Origin of the sequence: Kaistella flava (ex Peng et al. 2021) (assembly GCF_015191005.1) — a bacterium.
Taxonomy (GTDB): domain Bacteria; phylum Bacteroidota; class Bacteroidia; order Flavobacteriales; family Weeksellaceae; genus Kaistella; species Kaistella flava.
In genome coordinates this window covers 139,946-161,593 of the sequence record NZ_CP040442.1, presented here as the reverse complement: position 1 = coordinate 161,593, position 21,648 = coordinate 139,946, and the positions used below count along the sequence as shown (strand labels likewise).

Here is a 21,648-nt window from a genome sequence, read left to right as displayed (position 1 = left end):
ACTTTGTGATAAAGTAAAAAGTAAATGGAAACTAAGAAAGAATTTTTTCTCGAGTGTTATAAACTCGGCATCATTAAGTTTGGCAGGTTTACCCTGAAATCAGGAATAGAAAGCCCTTTTTATGTGGATTTGCGTCCACTCGCTTCTGATCCTAAGATTCTGAAATTGCTCGCTAATTATTTATTGGATATGCTTCCATTGGATAATTTCGATTTGATCTGTGGCGTTCCTTACGCGGCACTTCCGATGGCAACTGCAATGTCTTTGGAAAGTTATCTTCCTTTGATTATCAAACGTAAAGAAGCTAAGCAATATGGCACTAAAAAAATTCTTGAAGGGATTTTTACTCCCGGGCAAAACTGTCTTTTAGTTGAAGATGTTATTACCTCCGGTGCTTCATTGCTGGAAACGATTCCGGAAATCGAAAATGAAGGAATTACCGTTTCTGATATTGTGGTTGTTTTAGACAGACAACAAGGTGGACGGGAAATTTTGGAAAGCAAAGGATTCCGCGTTCATTCTCTTTTTACCATTTCTGAAGTTTGCAAAATACTAAAAGATGAAGGACATTTAACCGATGATGAAGTTGAAAGAATCAACGATTTCCTCGCTGGCAATGTGGTGAAATTTGAAGAAGAAAAAAGACTTTCTTACGAACAGAAATTAGATATTTGCGACCATTCTATTGCACAAAAACTATTGGAAATTGCGATTGAAAAAAAGTCAAATCTTATTGTTTCCGCAGATGTTACGACTACTCAGGAATTATTGGCCTTGGCTGAAAAAGTCGGTCCACACATCGTTGCTCTGAAAACACATATCGATATTTTAATCGATTTCGATTCAGACAATACCATTTTACCATTAAAAGATTTAGCGACCAAATACAACTTCCTTTTAATGGAAGACCGCAAATTTGCAGATATTGGAAACACTCAGGAATTACAGTTTGCGTACGGGACTTACAAGATTTCGAACTGGGCTGATTTCGTTACAGCGCAAGTAATTGCTGGCTACGATTCACTCGACTGCTTCAGAAATGTGGGCGTTGTTGCGATTATAGGAATGTCTTCAAAAGGAACTTTGACGGATGCTGATTATCGCGAAGACGCAACTAAAATTGCGTTATCTCATCCGAACGTTTTCGGTGGTGTCGCTCAAAATAAGGTTCCAAACGAATTACTTTTATTTACGCCGGGAATTAACTTGGCTGATGCTGGCGACGGAAAAGGTCAACAATACAACACACCGGAACACGCATTTACACAACTGGAAACTGATTTCATTATTGTAGGTCGTGGGATTTATAAATCTACTGACGCTGAAAAATCTGCTTTGACTTATAAGATTGCTGGTTGGAGTGCTTACGAAGCAAGTTTGTAGATTATTAGTAATATCACAAAAATAGGCTCCCGCAGATTTTGCAGATGACGCAGATTAACATTATTCAAATCTGCTCCATCTGCTTGATCTGCGGGAGTTTTTACTACCTTTATTCTAATTATTTTCGCTATTTTTAGTTCAAGAAAACCTTCAATAAAATTAAAATTTGTCTAATCTAATTATACTTTTTCTATGTTTATTTCTGGGATTTTTTCTTCGGAAAGCGAAACTGTTTCCAGAAAACGGACATCTTGCCTTGAATTCTTTTGTGATTAACATTTCACTTTCTGCGCTATCACTTTATTATATTCCGAAAATCACCTTAAACATGCAGGTGCTATTTCCTGTAATGGTTCCGTGGATCAATATCATTTTAGCCCTTCTATTTTTTAGTTTTTTAGGTAAGAAAATGAATTGGTCAAAAGCGTTGATTGGTGCTTTAATTTTATGTGCCGGTTTTGGAAATACTTCTTTTGTGGGAATTCCGGTCATTCAATCATTATATGGCGAAAGCGGAATAAAAATAGTGATGCTTGTTGATCAACCCGGATCTTTTGTAGCGCTTTCAACTCTGGGAATTACGATTGCCAGTTTTTATTCAGGTGATAAAATTGCAATCTCTGAAATCATTAAAAAGATTTTAAGATTCCCGCCATTTATTGCGTTTGTCATTGCGGTGATTTTAAATGTATCTAATGTCAATATACCATTTGTAATTGATGATGTATTTGCAAAACTTGGTGCAACAACAGTCCCGCTTGCTTTGGTTTCAGTGGGCAGCCAACTCAGATGGCAGAAATTAGACAGCGATGCAAAACCTCTCTTTTGGGGACTTTTATTTAAACTCATTTTATTTCCAGCGGTTATTTTTATCCTCTATTTCATCATTTTAAAACAAAGAGGAGAAATGATCGAAGTTGCTTTTTTAGAATCCGCCATGGGACCAATGGTAACGGCAGCCATTATCGCCTCAGCACATCGTTTGGAACCAAAGTTTTGTAACTTAATTCTCGGTGTGGGAATTCCTCTGTCATTTGTGACTTTAACTTTATGGTATTTGGTACTGAAGTATGGTGGAATATTAGGAATGTAGATTTCTATTTTAAATTAAAGGTTTCGCCCTGATTTTCTTTTCGTTGTTTTTAAAGACTGTTTTTTTTACATTAGGTGGATTCAAGTAATAAATGCAACATGATCAAAATTATTTAGTTGTTCGGCAAATATTTCATTGGGCGTTTTGTACCCAAATCTTTTCCTAGGTCTATTGTTTAAAATATAAGTTACATCTTGTATTTGTTCTTTTGTGATATTTTCAAAGTTATGCTTTTTAGGAAAATATTGTCTTATTAATCCATTCAAATTTTCATTCGCTCCTCTTTCCCAACTGTGGTATGGTTTGGCAAAATAGTAGCTTATATTGAGTGCTTCTGCTATCGCTTGATGATTTGCAAATTCTTTTCCATTGTCAGAGGTTATAGTTTTGATCAGAGGTTTCCAATCTTGTAATAACTCGATGGTTTTCTTCTCAATTTCAGCAGCTTCTTTACTACCTACTTTTCCCATAAATAGTACACCAGAGGCTCTGTCATTAATAGTTAGTAAGGCTCCTTTGTGATCTTTCCCTATGACCAAATCTATTTCTAAATCTCCTAATCTATTCTTCTTTTCAACTATTGAAGGGCGCTGACTAATGTCCACTCTACCAACAATAAGACCTCTTTTGTCTTTTAAATGACCTCTTTTTTTATACTTCTTTCCCTGGGTTCGAAGATGCCGATACAATTTACCTCCTCTGCGTTTATCTTCCCAAATGTATTGGTAAATTCTTTCACCAGATACCATACTTACCTTATCAACTTTAGATCTACCCACGATCTGTTCTGGGCTATAATCCTTAATCAAATAACACAAAATATTCACTTCTATCTCTGCTGTTAATGAGCATTTTTTTCCTTTTTATTTGATGCCTATTTTGAGCCTTTTTATCGGCTAATTTTGCTTTGTATGTCCCACTTCTTTGATCCGCATTTCGCTTGATTTCTCTGGAAATTACACTTTTGTCTTTGCCTACAAAGTTGGCTATTTCAGAAATGCTGATTCCAGTACTTCTATAAGTTTCTATTTGGTATCTTTGTTCCAACGTTAAATGAGCCATCTGTTTTTAGAGTTTTGCAACCCAAAGATAAGATGAAATTTTTCGCCGACTGCTGGGATAGCTTCTGTTCCTAGGAACAGAAGCTATCCCAGCAGTCTTTTATTAACCGTTGCATTTATTAATTGAATGTAAGTTATTAAAAAACACTGACGCGGTTTATATCATAAGTCAAGAACAATGGATTTTAAGATTTGTATCTTTGTTATTCTTAAAAATAAAAAGTTATGAAAGTAGATATTTGGAGTGACATTCGTTGTCCGTTTTGTTATGTTGGAAAAAAGAATTTTGAAAAAGCTTTGGAACAGTTTCCAGACAAAGATAAAATTGAAGTAACCTGGCATAGTTTTCAACTTGATCCAAACTTGAAAACACAACCGGAGATAAGTTCTTTGCAGTATTTTTCTGAAGCAAAAGGAGTTTCTGTGGACCAAGCCAAAGAAATGTATGAACACGTTTACAAAGCTGGAAAAGCAGCCGGAATTGATTTTAATTTCGACCACCAGAAAGTTGCTAATTCCTACAGAGCGCATCTTTTACTACAATTGGCTGCGACGAAAAATCTAGCCAACGAAACTGAAGAAGCTTTATTTAAAGCGCAACTTATCGATGGAAAAAACATTGATGATGAAGCGACTTTAATTGAAATTGGAAAATCGGTTTCTTTAAACGAAGACGAAATAAAAGAAGCTTTAGTTTCAGACGATCTTGGAATGGAAGTAACGCGCGATATGATGTTGGCTCAACAAATGGGCATCAGCGGCGTTCCGTTTTTTGTTATTAATGATAAATATGGAGTTTCAGGAGCGCAACCTCCCGCAGCATTTACAGATGTTTTAGAAAGTTCTTGGAAGGAATTTTCTGCCGGAGACAAAGGTTTACAAATCATCTACGGCGGCGAAAGCTGTGATGTTGATGGAAATTGTGATTAATAATCCGACGAAATAATTTAAAGAAACTTCCGGAACTTTTCGTTCTGGAAGTTTTTGTTTAATTTTATAACTCTAAAAAACAAGGTCTGGAAATTGCATTAATTCTACTTAAATTTAAATTATGAGCAGAGGATTTGTAAAAGAAGATGATCAGGAAGAAGTTCCAATAGTTCCGCCCAGAGCCGATTTACCAATTGGAACCGAAAATTTCGTCACCCAAAATGGAATGAATTCTTTACTGGAAGAAAAAGAAATTCTTCTTAAAGAACAGGACAATTTAGATCCATCGCAAGAGAAAGAATACCGAATTTCTTTTAATCATATCAATGCGAAACTTCAGTTATTGAATGAGAGAATTACCTCAGCGAAAATCATCGATCCAAAGAAATTGCCACAAGATGAAATTCATATTGGTGCAACGGTCACTTTTAAAAATGTAGAAAATAACTCAACGCAAACTTTCCAGCTGGTTGGTGTTGACGAAGCTAATATTTCAAAAAAGAAAATATCATTTATTACTCCTTTAGCGAAAGCATTGTTGCATAAAAAGATTGGTGAACAAGCTATTTTAAACTTGGGTGAGAAGAAAAATATTTTTAAAATATTGAGTATTGAGTATTGAGAAAACTCAATCATTTTCTACTCCTGCAGATTTTGCAGATTAAGCAGATTTTTTTGCGTACAATTTTAAATCTGCGTCATCTGCAAAATCTGCGAGATAATTTTTCACAACAATTTAAATCGTTTTCTTATTCGTCAACAATTGAACGATCAAAATAATTCCCGAGAATACTAAGCCTACCACGGAAACTCCAGTCCATCCAAAGTAATTCCAAGCAAGCGAACCGAAACTGGTTCCTGCCGCTCCACCGATGAAAAACCCAACCATATAAATGGTGTTCACTCGGTTTCTGGCTTCTGTATTTTTAGAAAAAACTATATTCTGGTTGGTGATATGAACGCCTTGTACTCCTAAATCAATCAGCACCACTCCGATGATTAATCCAATAATTGAATGTGGCGAAACTAAAAATATCAACCACGATGCAATGATTAATATGGTACCAAAGATTATAAGTTTACTTTTTTTAACACGGTTATTCAATTTTCCCACAACGGTTGCACCGAGCGCTCCAGCGATTCCAAACAAACCAAATCCACCCGCAACTGCACTTCCGTAGCCAAAAGAATCTTGCATTAGGAAAACAAAGGTGGTCCAGAACGCACTTAAACTTCCAAAAGCCAAAGCACCACGCAAAGTTGCCAATCTCAAAGTCGGTTCTGTTTTAAAATAAAACCAAAGCGATTTCATTAATTTCGCATAACTCTCGCCAAATTTTGGTTGAATAACTGGTAGTTTAGCATTTAACAAAAAGAAAAGCATGGTCATTAAACCGGCTGCGCCAAAAAACACACTGCGCCAGCCAAAATATTCACCAACCAAACCACTCAGAACTCTACTTCCCAAAATTCCGATTAGTAATCCGCTCATTACAATTCCGATTGCCCGTCCACGTCCTTCATCACTACTCAGATGGGCAACCATTGGCACAAATAGTTGTGGAAGTGTAGAAGTGAACCCAATTAAAAAACTACTGAAAATTAATAGAGGTAAAGACTGTGAAAGTGCCGCTCCCATAAGGGAAAGAACGAGAATTAAAAAATTCAGTCTAATGATTTTTAGATTACTGACTTTATCACCCAGCGGAATAATAAACAACAAACCCAAAGCATAACCAATCTGAGTAGAAAGCGCGACATTGCTCACTTCAGCATCTTTGACCTGAAGGCTTGAGGCAATATCATGAAGCAAAGGCTGATTGTAGTATAAATTCGCCACAACCAAACCGGCTGAAACGCTCAAAAGATAAAGTAACGAATTAGGTAATTTATTTTTCATGGAAAGTTGGAAAGTACTATTTTTAAAGAACTGCAAAACTAAAACTTCTTCGCAAATAACGACCGTATTTATTCATCGTATTCTTTAATTGAAAAAGATGACGACATCTATTTACCAAAGTAAATTTCACCTTAAAGCATGAAATCTTTTAATAGAAGTTGGTTTGAAAATATATTTTGCAGTAGTCGTTTCCGGTGCACCAACATCGAGTTCATACCAAGGCGAAAGTTGCGGATTTTGATGATTCACTAAAACATGAATATCCTGTGCTGGCATAAAACTCTCGGCCAATAAATATAATTTCTTTCCAGCTAAATTTCTGGCAACACCAACAATAATCACGGAATGACCAGGACTTCCGGGTTTTATAAGAAAATCACCAGTTTTAATGGCAGCATTATTTTTAATAGGAATCGATTCCCGATCCAAGGAAATGGTGCCGGCATATCTAAAAATAACTTCTAAATATTTTTGAAAATTTTCGTAAGAATTATCTTCTTTTTCAGTTTTTATGAAACTTACTTTTTTATTGAGTTCTTTCGTTCTTATTCCTTTTTTAAAATCGTTCCAGGTGAAAAATTGCGAGCTTGTAAATTCGAATCCGATTTCATCAAACCTTTGGTTGATCCATAAATATTCAGCGTAGAGACGAATCCACGCATCTGCGCATTGCTGCAAATTTTTAACACCCACATCAATTTTTAAGAGCGCAATATGATGTTGCTGCTGCTCTATAGGAACTCCGGTAAAATCTCTGACCGGAAAATTAGGTGGATGAAGCGGAAAATTATTGAGAAATTGACTGAAACTTCCGGGTTCTTCATTTATCCAATAAAATCCTTTGGGCGGAATAAAACGCGTACGAATTGTTGACCGAGATTCATCAATTATCAATGGTGCGGTAGTCTCAATTACTTGGGAAAATAGATGTTGAAAATAAAACAACAAAAGTAATACAGCAAACCGTTTCAAATGGCACAATATTTAAATGTTAATCAAAATTAGTTAATATTTCTAAATACTGAAAAATAACACTAATTTTTAAAAAACATCGTTATATTTGAGCTACGTTTGAAAATGAAAAGATATTCCACAGCCCTATTATTTCTTCTAATTTTTGTTGAGATTTCCGCTCAACAAGATACCATCAACATATCTGCGAAAATAACTGAAAACAGCAATCTAATTTCAGTAAATCAAGAAATAATTTACTACAATAACACCGATTTACCTCTAAAAAAAATAAAATTACTCAATTGGATTTCGGCCTACCAAAATAGAAACACACCTCTTCTTTCCCGATTATTACAGGACCGAAAGAATGAAATGTATTTTGCGAAAAATGAACAATTAGGAAAAACTGAGGAAGTACAAATTAAAATCGGATCTGCGGACTGGGAATATCTTTCCGGCGATGATGAAAATATTTACTTCCCTCTTTCTCAAGAATTAAAACCAGGAAAAAACGTCAAAATATCTTTAAAATATATTCTTCATATTCCTAACAAAAGATTCACGGGTTATGGAGTCGGCGAGCAAGAATTCTCATTAAAATATTTTTTCATTGTTCCTGATCGCTTCGAAAATGATAATCAGAAACCGAAACATTATCTAAATATTGAAGAAAATCAAAGTCCTGGCAATTATTGGAATGTAAAGTTTGAACTTCCGCCAAGTTATTTTGCTGCAAGTAATTTGAACAAAGTTCAGTCAAATTCTTTTGAAGGTAAACTCAATAAAGATCCAGAATTTATAATTTCCACCAAAAGTAATGATCAAATTACGACGCAAATTGATGGTCAAAACATTGAAATCGATTTCGGTTATCCTTTAACAATAACTGAAAAACAAAATCTGGAGTTTTATCTTCCGTTGCAACTTCATTTCATTAAAAATAAAATTGGGAATCTTCCGACGAAAATTTTCATTACCGAAAAATTTAAAAAAGACGAAGATTTTGTTGGAATTGATGACCTCAATTTTTGGAAATTTCATTATCAACTTTTTAAAGATACCGAAAAAACTGACCTTAATTATTTTAGCATTTTGTCAAACGCGATTGTTCAAAGAGCTGTTATTTTTGATAAGAGCAAAGATCATTGGCTGATGAATGGGCTTCAAACTTATTTGGAAATTCAATATATCGACCGCTATTATAAGAACAGAAAACTCTTGGGAGATTTGCCGGATGAGCTAAAGTATTTTGGTGTAAAACCGTTAAAATTCATGCGGATTTCTAAACTGGAACTAAGCGAAAGATACGGACTTGCCTATCAATACATGGTTACGCAGAATTTGGATCAAAAAATTAATGAGCCTTTTGAAAAGTTAAGTAATTTCAATGCTACTGCGATTAGCCATTTTGAAACAGGTAGTCTTTTTTCATTTATCGCGGAGAAAATGGGTCAGGAAAATTTCGATGATTTTTTGATCAATTATTTAACTCAATATTCTGGAAAACCTGCAGATCAAAAAGTGTTTTTAGACGAGCTTTCTTTGGCATCTGGATATTCATCTGACTTTTTAGAAAGTTTTATTCAGCAGAAAAACCGAGTGAATTTTAAACTGAAAAGGTTTACTAAAAACGGTGACAACTTTCAAGTGAAAGTCTCGAAAAACACCCACCAAAGAATTCCTTTTAAACTGGAAACCGAAGAAGAATCAGGTCAAAAAGAGACTTTTTGGTTCGATACTGATGACTCAAAAGAAACCGTAGTTTATAATATTCCTCAGTCGAACGCAGAGAAAATCATTATTAATGACGGTTATATTTTCCCTGAGAAAAACTTTCGAGACAACTATTTATATACGGAAGGATTTTTCTCAAACAGAAAAAAAATAAAACTTAAAGTTTTTAAAGATATTCCTAATCCAGAATACAACGAGATTTATGTAAATCCTCGATTAAATTTCAATGCTTATGATAAGGTTTTATTTGGCTTAAATTTTAAGAATGCTTCTTTATTTGACAGAAAATTTCAATATTCATTTACGCCGTATTTTAGTTCCGGTACCGGACAATTGGCAGGTTCTGGCGGCGTAGCTTATTCTTTTCAACCCGCAAATAGCTTTTATCGGAGTTTAGATTTTGGAGTTTCTGCCTCTCATTTTCATTATGACTACGATTTGACTTATCGGAAAATCGCTACGTTTGTAGGTATTAATTTCACGAAAGATCCGAGATCTGACATTCGTAGAAATATTGGTTTTACGTATAATTATTTGGAGAAAGATTTGGATCCGATCAAAACAAACCTAAATGAATACGGAAAATATAATTTGTGGAATTTAGGATATAGTTATTCTGACCGTTCTTTAATTCATGAAAAATCGTTCAACGCCAATTTCCAGTGGATGGAAGATTTTCAAAAAATTTCTACGGAATTCTTTTATCGATGGGAATTTGCGAAGGACAAAAAAATCAGCATGCGACTTTTTGGTGGCTACTTTATCACCAACAATACCAAAAATAATCTTTTTGATTATGGTATTTCACGCGTTTCCAATTATGCTTTTTCTTATGGATTATTGGGACAGAGTGCGACTTCTGGATTATTTGCACAGCAGTTAATTGTAGCCGAAGGAGGTTTTAAATCTTATTTAGGAACGACCGCAAACCAATGGATCACGTCTGCAAATGTTGATTCTCACGTTTGGCGATGGTTTAATGTTTATGCAGATGCAGGTGTTTACAAAAACAAAAATCTGGGCGTGCAATTCATTTGGGATTCGGGCGTGAAAGTAAAAGTGATTCCAGATTTCCTGGAAGTTTATTTCCCTATTCAAAGTTCATTAGGATTTGAACCTTCATTTAAGGATTACGGACAACGAATACGATTTACCTTGGTTTTAAATTTCAATGCGGTTACGAGTTATTTTAGAAGAGGTTGGTTTTAAAAAATTGATGAACTTATTTAACACAAATAGCACCAATATTTTTTCACAAATTTCACTATTTAGAACTTAACCATTAAGAAATCAAGATTTCTTTCGGAAATTATATTGTACAAAAACTAAAATATTGTTACTAACACCATAAAAAAAGCGATCCCAATTGGAATCGCTTTTCATATTTGATTAAAAAGAATATTACTTCTTGATAATTTTTTGAGAAACTGCTTTACCGTTAACTGTACCAGAAACAAGGTACATTCCTTTTGGTAATTCAGAAACGTTAAGTCTAGAGTTTTCAGTTGCATCAGCAGTTTTTACTACTTGACCATTCATGTTAAATACAGATACTTTAGAAGCTTCTCCGAAGATAATTTCATTAGTAACAACCGTATTTTTAACTAAGTTTGCTTTAGTTGCTTTAACATCACCAACTGCAAGATTAGGATTATAAGTAACTTCAACTGATAAAATTCTAATTTGTGCCGAAGTTCCTGTCTGACCATTTTTAATAGTAATAGTAGATGCTGGCGTAGCTGCAGTAATCAAATAAGTACCAGTCAAATCAGCTGGATCATATACCGTTGGTACAACAACACCATCTACACTAACAATTGCAGTTGATGGAGCATAATTATCAGTACCCACTAATCCAGAAGTTTTGATTTTTACAGAAGTAATTTTTGCAGTACCTACTGCTTTTACAGAAAAAGAGTTACCATTTCCAGTTGCATTTTCTGAGTACATTCTTAAAGTTCCTCCACCTGCAGTGTAAAAAGAAGGTGCATTACTTGCTCCATTTTTCAATGCTTCGTAAGTAATTTTTCCTGCTACAATATCACCAGTGGTAATTGCTTGTGCGTTTGCAAAACCTTGGTTGTTTAAAATGTAGTTAAAAGTTGTTTGAGCTTGTGCTGTAATAGCTAAAGCTGAAATCGCTAAAATTGTAAAGATTTTTTTCATTGTATTGAAATTTAATTGTTTATGATTTTTTTTAGTAAAGCAAATTTACGAAATTGTTTTTCAACAAAAAAGTAACGAAATATAAATCATGTTTTAAAAGAAGATTACCATTTCTAATAACCTTCTTTTAGTTTATTTATAAAAATTATTTTTTAATAATTTTCTCAGTAACAGCTTTTCCATTTACGATTGCAGTTACAACATACATTCCTTTTGCTAAAGTTGCAACGTCTAATGACGTATTTTCATTAACAGATGCAGTTTTTACAACTTGACCATTCATGTTTAAGATTTGAACGTCTGCTTTTCCAGCAAACATCAATGTATTTCCGACAACTGTATTTTTAACCAAGTTTACTTTAGTTGCGTTTACATCAACTACTGCTTGAGTTGGTGCTGTAACTAAAATCTCATCAATGAAGAATCTATTATTTGATGCAACTGCTGCCGCAAATACCAATTTACTAGATGAAGTACCTCCAGTAATTTCAACCGTGTAAGTACTAAATTCACCTTTAACTAAAGTAACTGAAGTTATATCTAAAGATCCTCCACCAATAATCGAAACATTTAAGGTTAATTTTTCACTACTGCCAACCCAAGCTCCTGCTCGGAAAGTTAGAGTTGCAACACCAGACAAATTAGCTAATACAGGAGTCGTTAGTGAACCCGCTTTACTACTCGTACCTCCTTTAAGACATTTATCACCTTTGTACATATTATCATATACAAATCCACCAGTTGCAGTCGCTGCTGAACCGGCAACTGTACCACTCCATGAACCATCGTTACCTCCAGTACCAACTACATCATCAAAATCTGCACTGAAAACAGTAGTTGTAGTTTGTGCATTAACACTTGCAGCCAAAATTACAGCTGCGAATAAAGAATAGAATTTTTTCATGTTTGAAAATTTAAATAATTAATAATTTATGCCACAAAAATAGAAACTTTTTTGCCAATTCCCTAATCTCAACATGAATTAATTGTTAAATATGCAACAACAATTTTAAAAAGACTTTTTCGTTACTTTTACACCATTGTTTCTAAAACGTTTTGATTAAAAAAACACTGTTCTTATCCATCTTACTTTCAGCATTAAGTCTATTTAATGCTCAGATTTTCACTTGGCAAAATCCTAATATTTCAAAAGACTCTATAAAGAAAGATTCGATTCTAACGGCGAAAATAGAGCGAGATGTTTTCTCTAAAGATACTTTGGATTTTATCAGAATGCCGAATAAAACGATTATTGATGAAGGAGTTTTGGTTAAAAATCCTCGTTCCCAAATTTTAGGAGATTTAAATTCTAAAGGTTCAATTATCAGAGGAATCACTTTTGGAAATAATCAGGGACAAAGTGTACAGAGTTCGATGGATTTGCAGATTACAGGAAAACTCTCGAACGATGTTTCAATTCTGGCTTCGATTTCCGATCATAATCTACCGATTCAAGCAGATGGTTATACGCAAACTCTAGAGGAATTCGACAAAATTTATCTTCAACTCAATATAAAAGACAACTCGATTCTGCGTGCCGGTCATTTGGATTTGGTGGATGAGAAAACCTATTTCGGTCGTTTTCAAAGACGAAGTATGGGTTTAGAATATCAGACGAAATTTGGGAATGAAAATAAAACCTTTGCCAATATTTCAGCCGGCGTTGCAAGAAGTGAATTTTACCGAGTTCGTTTTCAAGGTGTAGAAGGAAATCAAGGTCCTTACCGTTTAAACGGGAAAAATCGCGAACAGTTCATTACCATTATTTCCGGGTCTGAACAGGTTTTTATCGATGGTATTTTAATGAAACGTGGCGAGAGTCAGGATTATGTGATTAATTATAATACAGGCGAGATTACCTTTACCAGTTTCCGACCGATTTTTAAACAGAATTTTATTACCATTTCTTATAATTATACCAATCGAAATTACACGCGATTCTTAGTAACTGGTGGCGTTGAACATGAAAGAGAGAAAGTGAAAATTGGGTTCAATTGGTTTATGGAAAATGATAATAAAAACGCTCCACTTTCTTTAAATCTATCCAAAGAAGATGAGCAAATTTTAGCCAACGCCGGAAACAATCCTGATTTAATGTACGCTCCGTCAGGAAATGTTGCGGAATATGATGTGAATAAAATCCTCTATCAACTCGTTCAAAATCAAAACGGAAATTACTACGAATTCTCTAATGATCAAACCCAAACTTTATATCAGGTTGCCTTTACTTATTTTGGCGACAATTTAGGCGATTACCGTTTAAAGCAAACCACGAATAACGGACGTGTTTTCGAATATGTTGGTCCAAATGTCGGAAATTACAAAGCCGTTCGTAAATTACCTTCGCCCCAAAAAGCACAGGTTTTTTCTACCAATGCAGAAGTACTTTTAAAAGAAGGAAAAATCGGAGCAGACATTTCTTTGAGTAATTACGATATCAATCTTTTCTCCTCCAAAGATGCCAACCAAAATATCGGTTACGCCGGACGCGTTTTCGGGAACAAAACGTTTACTAAAAACAACTGGAAAGGGACGCCAAGTTTTGAATATCAACATATCAGTTCGCAGTTCCATATTCTTGATAAAATCAATGATGTTGAATTTTCAAGGGATTTTAACCTGGCTCAAGAGTTTAATCAAATTACACAAAACCGACTAATTTTTAGTTTTTTAAACCAATGGAAAAACACTTCTTTCCTAAATTATCAAATCAATTACTTGGACGAAAAAGATTCTTATAAAGGGATAAAAAACGATTTGGATTTTGGTTGGATTAAAGGGAAATTTAATACGAAAGGAAACTTTTCTTATCTCGATACGAAGTCAACTTTTCAAAACACCAATTTTGTACGAACTGCCGTCGCTACAGAATATGCGGGTAAAAAAGGAAGTTGGGCAATCGGCGCTGGCATGGAACAAAATTTGAAAAACTTCAACCAAACCGATGTACTCGATGTCACAAGTTATCGTTGGAAAGAAATTTTTGTTCAGAAAAAAATTGGCGATTCTCTACGAACAAAACTTTTGGCTAAAATGTATTTGCGTGATAATGATTCTGTCAGAAATAATACTTTGCAAAATAGAAATCAAATCCTTGGTTTTATGGCGGAAAGTCAGATCATTAAAACAGAGAAAACCACTTTATCAGCCCTACTCCATTATCGAAAATTCTTTGAGAAAACGGATGATTTAATGGCAACTTATAATCAGGATTTCATCGTTGGAAATATGACGTATCAGCAACAACTCTTCAATAATGGAATGCGTTTGCAGGCATTTTATGAATTAGGAAATGGTCAGGAAGCGCAACGTGAATTTCAATATATCAAAGTCACCGACGGACAGGGAATTTACAAATGGACCGATTATAATGGCGACGGAATTCAGCAATTAGATGAATTCGAAATTGCTGAATACGCAGATTTGGCTCAGTACATAAGGATTTACACGAATACCGTCAATTATATTCCGTCCAACAAAAATAAAATGCAGTTGGCTTTATTCGTAAATCCTTCCGTAGTTTTCAATTCTGAAAATCAATTTCTGAAAAGATGGAATTTTAATCTTTCCATTAATTCTCAAAATTCTTATTTTAAAAAAGAAAAGGTTTTCGTACTTAATCCGTTCGAAAAAAATGAAGATCAAATTCTAAAAAATCAAAACATTCTGGCCTCGGCACAGTTTAATCCGACCGACAAATCGGGCTGGAATGGAAATTACCGTTTCATAGCCAACAATAATTTAATCAATGCCAACTTTAGTAATGAAGAGCGAACGCAGGTTTCTCATTTCCTGAATATCGGACATTGGTTTGGGAAAGATTTCCGGATCGATTGGGAGAATTCGATTCATGATATTAAAAACGCATCGCAACTTTTTAACAGCCGGGATTATCAGTTGCAAAATGTGGAAACAAAACCAAAAGCGACTTATAAATTTACAGAAGCGATTCAGACCGAACTTTCTTCGGCTTTTCGTCAGAAGAAGAGAATTGATGGCGAAGAGTTTTTAAAGACGTTTGACCTTACCGGAAGTTTGCAGTGGGATTGGAGGAAAACTTCTGTTCGCGGCAATTTCTCTTTTATCAATAATAATTTTACAGGAAACAATTTTTCGATTGTCGGCAACCAAATGCTCGATGGTTTGAAGCCCGGGAAAAACCAGGTTTGGTCGGTATTCCTACAACAGGCGATTAATTCCTTTATTCAAGTTGATTTGAATTATGAAGGAAGAAATTCAGGTGAGCGAACGATTCACATGGGCTCGATGCAGGTGAAAGCGAGTTTTTAGAAATTTATTATTTTGCCATCCCGAAACTTCGGGACACGAATTTATTTTGTTAAAAACTATTTAAAAATTCATTCTGAACTTTAAGGCAGAAATTACAATATTGAAAAATAAACCATTAAGAATCATTTAGGAATTAAGAGCATTAAGATTTCCTTAGAAAATTAAACTTCGCAAAAATTTTCTGATTTTTTAGATTAAAAAACAAGTCGAGAATTCACTATTCACAATTGACCATTCACCGTATTTCTTGGCTCTTTTTACTTTTTACTTGGCTCTTGAAACTTAGTCTTCATACATCACATATTTCGCTCTGATTTTCTGAAAATTCTCTAAATCACTTTTCCAGGAATCTTTAATTTCAGCAGCAGATTTCCCAGCGATGATTTGCTTTCTCAATTCATCAGTTCCCGCTAATTTATCAAAGAATAAATTCTTTAAAAAGAAATCCTGTTGTGGATTTTTATAGTCTTTATATGCTTTCAAAATCCAGTCTAAATTCAATGCTCTTAGATCTTCGGGATATTCTGAGAGGTTTTCACCGTAACATAATTTACCGTTTAAAAAAGGATCTTTTGCGCCGGCGGACGGTTTTGGTGTAAACTGATACGGTAAATCTTTAGTCCATGGAGAACCATAAATTTGGAAAGGAAAACTCGTTCCACGACCGACAGAAACTTGCGTTCCTTCAAAGAAACACAAACTCGGATAAAGGTTGATGGATTTATCATTTGGCAGATTCGGTGAGGGTTTATCAGACATTTCATAACGCTGTTTCTTATGATAACCTTGCATCGGAATCAAAGTATATTTTGTCTGAATTCCATTATCCAGCCATTTTTCTCCATTGACCATTTTTCCATATTCACCAATGGTCAGTCCATAAACCACGGGAATATTATGCATTCCGACAAAACTTTTCCATTGGTTTTTTAAAACTGGTCCATCAATATATCCATCTTGCGGATTTGGTCGGTCGAGAACAATTACTTCGATATTATTTTCGGCAGCGGCTTCCATCACATAAGTCAAGGTAGAAATATAAGTATAGAACCGCACGCCAACATCCTGAATATCAAAAAGAACAATATCAATTCCTTTTAACTGCTCAGCTTTTGGTTTTTTATTGGATCCATAAAGAGAAACAATCGGAATTCCTGTTTTGGTATCGACACCATTTTTCACGTGTTCGCCTGCATCTGCATCTCCGCGGAAACCATGTTCAGGTGCGAAAATAGATTGTATTTTAATATTATTCTTAACCAAGAAATCAACCAGGAACGTTTTATCTTTCATCAAACCGGTTTGATTGGTAACGATTCCGATGGTCTTGTTTTTTAGTAGAGGCAGATACAATTCTGGTCGGTCTGCACCCGTTTTAAAACAGTTTGTATCGAGATTTTGGGCAAAACTCATTTGGCAAAAACCAAAATAAATTAGCACAATCAGAAGTAAATCTTTATTTTTGAGGCTTAAAATCATACGATTGAATTTTCCGGTATATTTTTCTAAAAAAATTGCATTTTCCAAAGATAATAAAAATAATCTCTCACGGGTTATTGTCTTTATTGGTCGGCTTTCCGTCGCTCTGGGAGTTATTGTTTCGCTCATCACCGTTTCTACTGGAGTCGGCTCCAAAAAAGCGATTAAAGAAAGAATGGCCGATTTCTCTGGTCACATTTCTGTAAAATCAAAACAATCCAACAATTCTTATAATTCCTCCATTCTGAGTAATGACGGACTTCAACTCGACAAGATAAAAGCCTTACCAGATGTCGCTTCCACGCAAAAATATATTGCCGTAAGTGGAATTTTAAGGAACGAACATAATTTCGCCGGAATCATTTTTAAAGGAGTTGGAAAAGATTTTGACTCTGCCCGATTCCGTAAGTTTTTAGTGGCAGGTCATGTACCAGTACTTACTGAAGACGGTTTTAACAATGGAATTGTTATCTCCCAAAAAATCGCCACTGATCTTCACCTTGGAATAAAAGACAGTATCGTCGCGATTTTTTCAAAAGAAAATCAAAGTCCGCTTTACCGGAAATTTGAAGTGGTTGGGATATATAAAACCGACATTAAATTAATTGATGATGTTTTTATCATCGGTGGAATTAATCACGCCCGGAAAATTCAGGGAATGAAAGATTCAGAAATTGGTGGAATCGACATTTTCCTGAAGAACATTAATGATATTGATGAAGACGCTCCCAAAATTGACGAACTCGTTGGCTATAAAAACTACACCGTAAAAGCCACCGATGAATATCCACAAATCATGGATTTCATTGCGATTTTTGATACCAATATTGCGCTAATTATTACGATTATGTTAGTCGTGGTGATCATTAACATCATCATGGTTTTATTAATTTTAATTATCGAACGAACCAACTCGATTGGAATGTTAAAAACCTTAGGTGCTACTAATGGACAAATCCGAGCGATATTTATTAATTACACTTTGCTGATTATGATTCCGGGTCTAATCGTCGGAAACTTAATTGGTTTAGGATTTTTGTTCATTCAAAAATATTTCGGCATTATTACTTTAAATCCTGAAAACTACTATTTAAGTGTCGTTCCTGTTGAAATAAACATCTTCCATATTTTATTAATCTCAGTGGGAATTCTTATTGTATCAGGAATCTCATTAGTTCTTCCGAGTTATTTGATTAGTAAAATCTCTCCAGTGAAAGCCATTAAATACAATTAATTTTTAAAATTATATCTTTGCAAATTCGTAAATTTCTTATCGATTTTTACGAAATTAATAATGTTAAAAACACCACTTTAAATCATTCAAAATTTTATTTTAAAAATGATAAAAGTGAAAATAAAAATATAACAACTCTTATGAAATACGCACAAAATATTCTTGAAACAATTGGAAATACGCCGTTAGTAAAACTTAACAAAGTTTTGGGAGAAGATTTTCCAGCCTTGGTTTTGGCAAAAGTAGAAACCTTCAATCCAGGGAATTCTGTGAAAGACAGAATGGCTTTGAAAATGATTGAAGATGCTGAAAAAGACGGCCGTTTAAAACCAGGCGGAACCATTATCGAAGGAACTTCTGGAAACACCGGAATGGGCTTGGCTTTGGCCGCAATCGTGAAAGGTTACAAATGCATTTTCGTTACGAATGCAAAACAGTCGAAAGAAAAAAATGATATTCTAAGAGCCGTTGGCGCAGAAGTAATCGTTTGTCCGACGGACGTAACGCCAGATGATCCCCGTTCTTATTATTCTGTTTCTAAGCGATTGGGCGAAGAAACTGAAAATGGTTGGTACGTGAATCAATATGATAATTTATCAAACCGATTGGCGCATTATGAATCTACGGCACCAGAAATCTGGGAGCAGACGGAAGGTAAATTAACGCATTTCATGGCAGGTGCGGGAACAGGCGGAACTGTTACGGGTTGCGGAACTTTTTTCAAGGAAAAAAATCCCAACATTCAAGTAATCGGTGTTGATACTTATGGTTCTATTCTGAAGGAATATCACGAAACGGGTGAATACCATCCAGAACACGCTTTTTCCTACATTACAGAAGGTATTGGCGAAGATATAATTCCCCAAAATTTCGATATGTCTGTGATTGATCATTTCGAAAAAGTGACCGATAAAGACGGTGCAGTTTACGCTCGAAAACTGGCAAAAGAAGAAGGTATTTTCTGTGGTTATTCTGCCGGAAGTGCGATTGCCGCTTTGATTCAAATGAAAGATCAATTTACCAAAGACGATGTGATTGTTGTTTTGTTACACGATCACGGTTCCCGATATGTGGGGAAAATCTACAATGATGAGTGGATGAAAGAAATGGGTTGGTTATAAATATTTTTGGGCGTGCCCTTTATAAAAATAGCCGTAAAAGTAAACTTTTACGGCTATTTTTATAAACGTCGGTATCCGGTTCCCAATCTTTTTTTTGATATAGATTCTATCTAATTTTGAAAGTTAGGATATAAAAAAAAGGATTTCGACCTTCTCCCTCACGCAAAGTGGATCACAAAAGTTCAGTCAGTTTTTTAGTCAAGTTTTTTCTTGAGAATTGTTCAATATTTTGAGTTTGAGAATTTGAAATTCCTGATTTCCATTCTTCAAATTTTTGCAGTAAAAACACTTTTAATTCTGATTCATTATCATACGAAAAATGCTTTCCGGCGTTGGTTTCTTCTAAGATTTTCTTGACATCACTTTCTTTCGGACCAAAAGAAACGATCTGCTTTCCGGTCGCTAAATATTCAAATATTTTTCCGGGAATAATTCCTTTTGAACTGTCATCTGGGAAATTGGTAATTAAGAGCAAATCAGAATTCGCCATCTCTACATTTGCTTCTGAATGAGAAAGATAACCCAAATTATTGATTGAATTTTTTAATGAAGATTGTTCGATCTCATTCAAAATTTTATCATCAATTCTTCCGACAAACTTCAATTGAAAATCATTTTTAAAATCTTCATTTTCAGAAACTAATTCCCTTAAAACTTTCCATAAAACTTCTGGATTTCGCAATTGCTCTAAAACTCCGATGTAACTTAAAGTGAATTTTGATTTTTCAATTTTCAAATCCTCAAATTCACGAATTTTCAAATTTATATTTTCATCAAAACCATTGGTAATACAAAAAGCATTCGCTCCTTTTTTTCTGAAATTTTCTGCATCAGAAAAACTTGTGGCTAAAGTAATATCCGCAGTTTCAAACACTTTCTGTTCGAGGTTTCTATGTTTTTGATCTGCAGATTTCGTGAGTTTCAAATGTTTATAATAAGAAATTTCTGTCCAAGGATCACGGAAATCAGCAACCCATTTTATATTAGGAAATTCTTTTTTTAATTCCAAACCAATCAAATGCATCGAATGCGGCGGACCAGTTGTGACAAAAGCATCAAACTGATTTCCCTTCAAATACTTCTTCAAATATTCAACGGAAGGTTTAACCCAAAATACTCGAGCATCGGGAATAAAGAAATTCCCACGAACCCAAATCGAAAGTTTAGATTTCCAGGATTGGTTTTTACCGACATCAAATTGTCCTGCTTTGAATTTCTTATTGTCTTTTCCGAAGATTTCCGCCAATTGATATGGTTCCCAAATCTTCGTTTTAATAATATCTAAATCATCAGAAACTTCTTTTTCTAAAGTTTCGTCAACAATCGGGTAACTCGGATTTTCGGGGATAAAAACAGTGGGTTTCCAACCGAAGTCGGGTAAATATTTTACAAACTTCAACCAACGCTGAACACCTGGTCCACCAGCAGGCGGCCAATAATAGGTGATGATTAATATTTTTTTTGTTGGTTTCATTATAATTCTAAAAAATTTTTAACCGCAAAAGAGGCAAAAGACAAATGCGAAAATAAGAAATTCAAAAGATGGCAAAATGTATGTTTTTAAACCTTTTACAAACTTTTCAATAGTTTACTAATCTAATCTAATCTTTTGTTTCTTTTGCGGTTAAAAAAAAGTTCTACAACTGCTTAATCATACTGATCAAAGTATTTATTTATGAACGTTTCTTGACCGAAATGATAAATATTCTTTACATTAAAATTGATTAAAATTCCTTTTGGAACTTTTAGTAAATTCATATAATTTAAAACCTGAGATTTATGAATATCCATAATCTGAGTGACGGCTTTTATTTCTAATACAATCAGGTCTTCCACTAGAAAATCGCATTTAAAATCACACTCAAGATTTTTATCTTTATAAAAAACCGGAATTACAAATTCTGATTTGAATTGAATATCTCGAATTCTAAATTCTTCCTCTAATGCCTTATGATAAACAATCTCTGCCAAACCTGAACCCAAAATTTTATGAACTTCAATGCAAGCCCCGTTAATTTTATAAGTTAAATCAGTAATGTATTTTTGAGTTATCATAAATGTTTAATTACGATTTTGCATCCTTTTGATTTCGTTACAGCAAACAATTTGCTTTATTTTGCAATCAAAAGCAGGAATATTCCAGAAACTTTTTGCAAACTTTTGATTTACTTATTCAGTCAAAATTCTTTTGTGTCTTTTGCGGTTAAAATCAAAAGAACAAATATCCACATCCATTTTGCAATCTTTTGAACTCCTTAAACAGCCAAATTTCTTTTGTCTCTTTTGCGGTTAAAATCAAAAAT

The 21,648-nt window shown here is 34.3% G+C and carries 15 protein-coding genes and 1 pseudogene; 8 read left to right on the top strand and 8 right to left on the bottom strand.

Annotated features, from left to right (window positions below):
* The first annotated feature begins 24 nt into the window (after positions 1 to 24).
* Entirely contained in the window at positions 25 to 1,383 is a 1,359-nt protein-coding gene (pyrF, locus tag Q73A0000_RS00690) for an orotidine-5'-phosphate decarboxylase (RefSeq protein WP_193812176.1), read from the top strand.
* A 166-nt stretch (positions 1,384 to 1,549) separates the two neighbouring features.
* A complete protein-coding gene (locus tag Q73A0000_RS00685) occupies positions 1,550 to 2,476 on the top strand; it encodes an AEC family transporter (protein WP_193812175.1) in 927 nt (308 codons plus the stop codon).
* A gap of 80 nt (positions 2,477 to 2,556) precedes the next feature.
* Here Q73A0000_RS00685 and Q73A0000_RS00680 read toward each other — a convergent pair.
* Positions 2,557 to 3,538, bottom strand: a pseudogene (locus tag Q73A0000_RS00680) (IS30 family transposase).
* A 224-nt stretch (positions 3,539 to 3,762) separates the two neighbouring features.
* On the opposite strand from Q73A0000_RS00680, the gene Q73A0000_RS00675 reads away from it, so the two are divergent.
* Positions 3,763 to 4,467, top strand: coding sequence for a DsbA family protein (locus Q73A0000_RS00675; protein ID WP_193812174.1), 705 nt, complete (start codon positions 3,763 to 3,765; stop codon positions 4,465 to 4,467).
* A gap of 121 nt (positions 4,468 to 4,588) precedes the next feature.
* Positions 4,589 to 5,089, top strand: coding sequence for a GreA/GreB family elongation factor (locus Q73A0000_RS00670; RefSeq protein ID WP_193812173.1), 501 nt, complete (start codon positions 4,589 to 4,591; stop codon positions 5,087 to 5,089).
* Positions 5,090 to 5,203: 114 nt separating this feature from the next.
* Here the strand turns inward: Q73A0000_RS00670 and Q73A0000_RS00665 are convergent, their stop codons facing one another.
* Together Q73A0000_RS00665 and Q73A0000_RS00660 are read right to left on the bottom strand one after the other, a co-directional pair.
* Entirely contained in the window at positions 5,204 to 6,367 is a 1,164-nt protein-coding gene (locus Q73A0000_RS00665; RefSeq protein ID WP_193812172.1) for an MFS transporter, read from the bottom strand.
* A 126-nt stretch (positions 6,368 to 6,493) separates the two neighbouring features.
* Positions 6,494 to 7,339, bottom strand: coding sequence for a DUF4846 domain-containing protein (locus Q73A0000_RS00660; protein WP_244140772.1), 846 nt, complete (start codon positions 7,337 to 7,339; stop codon positions 6,494 to 6,496).
* A 105-nt stretch (positions 7,340 to 7,444) separates the two neighbouring features.
* On the opposite strand from Q73A0000_RS00660, the gene Q73A0000_RS00655 reads away from it, so the two are divergent.
* Positions 7,445 to 10,264 (top strand): aminopeptidase, encoded by a 2,820-nt coding sequence (locus Q73A0000_RS00655; RefSeq protein ID WP_193812171.1) that lies wholly within the window; start codon positions 7,445 to 7,447, stop codon positions 10,262 to 10,264.
* A 192-nt stretch (positions 10,265 to 10,456) separates the two neighbouring features.
* Here Q73A0000_RS00655 and Q73A0000_RS00650 read toward each other — a convergent pair whose 3' ends face one another.
* Positions 10,457 to 11,221, bottom strand: coding sequence for a T9SS type A sorting domain-containing protein (locus Q73A0000_RS00650; RefSeq protein ID WP_193812170.1), 765 nt, complete (start codon positions 11,219 to 11,221; stop codon positions 10,457 to 10,459).
* Positions 11,222 to 11,366: 145 nt separating this feature from the next.
* Positions 11,367 to 12,125, bottom strand: coding sequence for a T9SS type A sorting domain-containing protein (locus Q73A0000_RS00645; protein ID WP_193812169.1), 759 nt, complete (start codon positions 12,123 to 12,125; stop codon positions 11,367 to 11,369).
* A gap of 329 nt (positions 12,126 to 12,454) precedes the next feature.
* On the opposite strand from Q73A0000_RS00645, the gene Q73A0000_RS00640 reads away from it, so the two are divergent.
* Positions 12,455 to 15,511: a hypothetical protein gene (locus tag Q73A0000_RS00640; RefSeq protein ID WP_244140862.1), complete on the top strand. Its 3,057-nt coding sequence runs from the start codon at positions 12,455 to 12,457 to the stop codon at positions 15,509 to 15,511.
* A 282-nt stretch (positions 15,512 to 15,793) separates the two neighbouring features.
* Here Q73A0000_RS00640 and Q73A0000_RS00635 read toward each other — a convergent pair whose 3' ends face one another.
* The gene (locus Q73A0000_RS00635; protein WP_193812168.1) at positions 15,794 to 16,990 is read right to left on the bottom strand and encodes an exo-beta-N-acetylmuramidase NamZ domain-containing protein; all 1,197 of its coding nucleotides are present in this window, start codon (positions 16,988 to 16,990) and stop codon (positions 15,794 to 15,796) included.
* A gap of 4 nt (positions 16,991 to 16,994) precedes the next feature.
* Between Q73A0000_RS00635 and Q73A0000_RS00630 the strand changes: the two genes are divergently transcribed.
* Positions 16,995 to 18,224 carry an ABC transporter permease gene (locus Q73A0000_RS00630; protein ID WP_193812167.1) on the top strand — a complete coding sequence of 410 codons (1,230 nt, stop codon included), beginning with the start codon at positions 16,995 to 16,997 and terminating at the stop codon, positions 18,222 to 18,224.
* A gap of 140 nt (positions 18,225 to 18,364) precedes the next feature.
* Positions 18,365 to 19,345 (top strand): PLP-dependent cysteine synthase family protein, encoded by a 981-nt coding sequence (locus tag Q73A0000_RS00625; protein ID WP_193812166.1) that lies wholly within the window; start codon positions 18,365 to 18,367, stop codon positions 19,343 to 19,345.
* A 172-nt stretch (positions 19,346 to 19,517) separates the two neighbouring features.
* Here Q73A0000_RS00625 and Q73A0000_RS00620 read toward each other — a convergent pair whose 3' ends face one another.
* Positions 19,518 to 20,819, bottom strand: coding sequence for a glycosyl transferase family 1 (locus Q73A0000_RS00620; RefSeq protein ID WP_193812165.1), 1,302 nt, complete (start codon positions 20,817 to 20,819; stop codon positions 19,518 to 19,520).
* A gap of 173 nt (positions 20,820 to 20,992) precedes the next feature.
* The gene (locus Q73A0000_RS00615; protein ID WP_193812164.1) at positions 20,993 to 21,400 is read right to left on the bottom strand and encodes a GxxExxY protein; all 408 of its coding nucleotides are present in this window, start codon (positions 21,398 to 21,400) and stop codon (positions 20,993 to 20,995) included.
* Between the last annotated feature and the right edge of the window lie 248 nt (positions 21,401 to 21,648).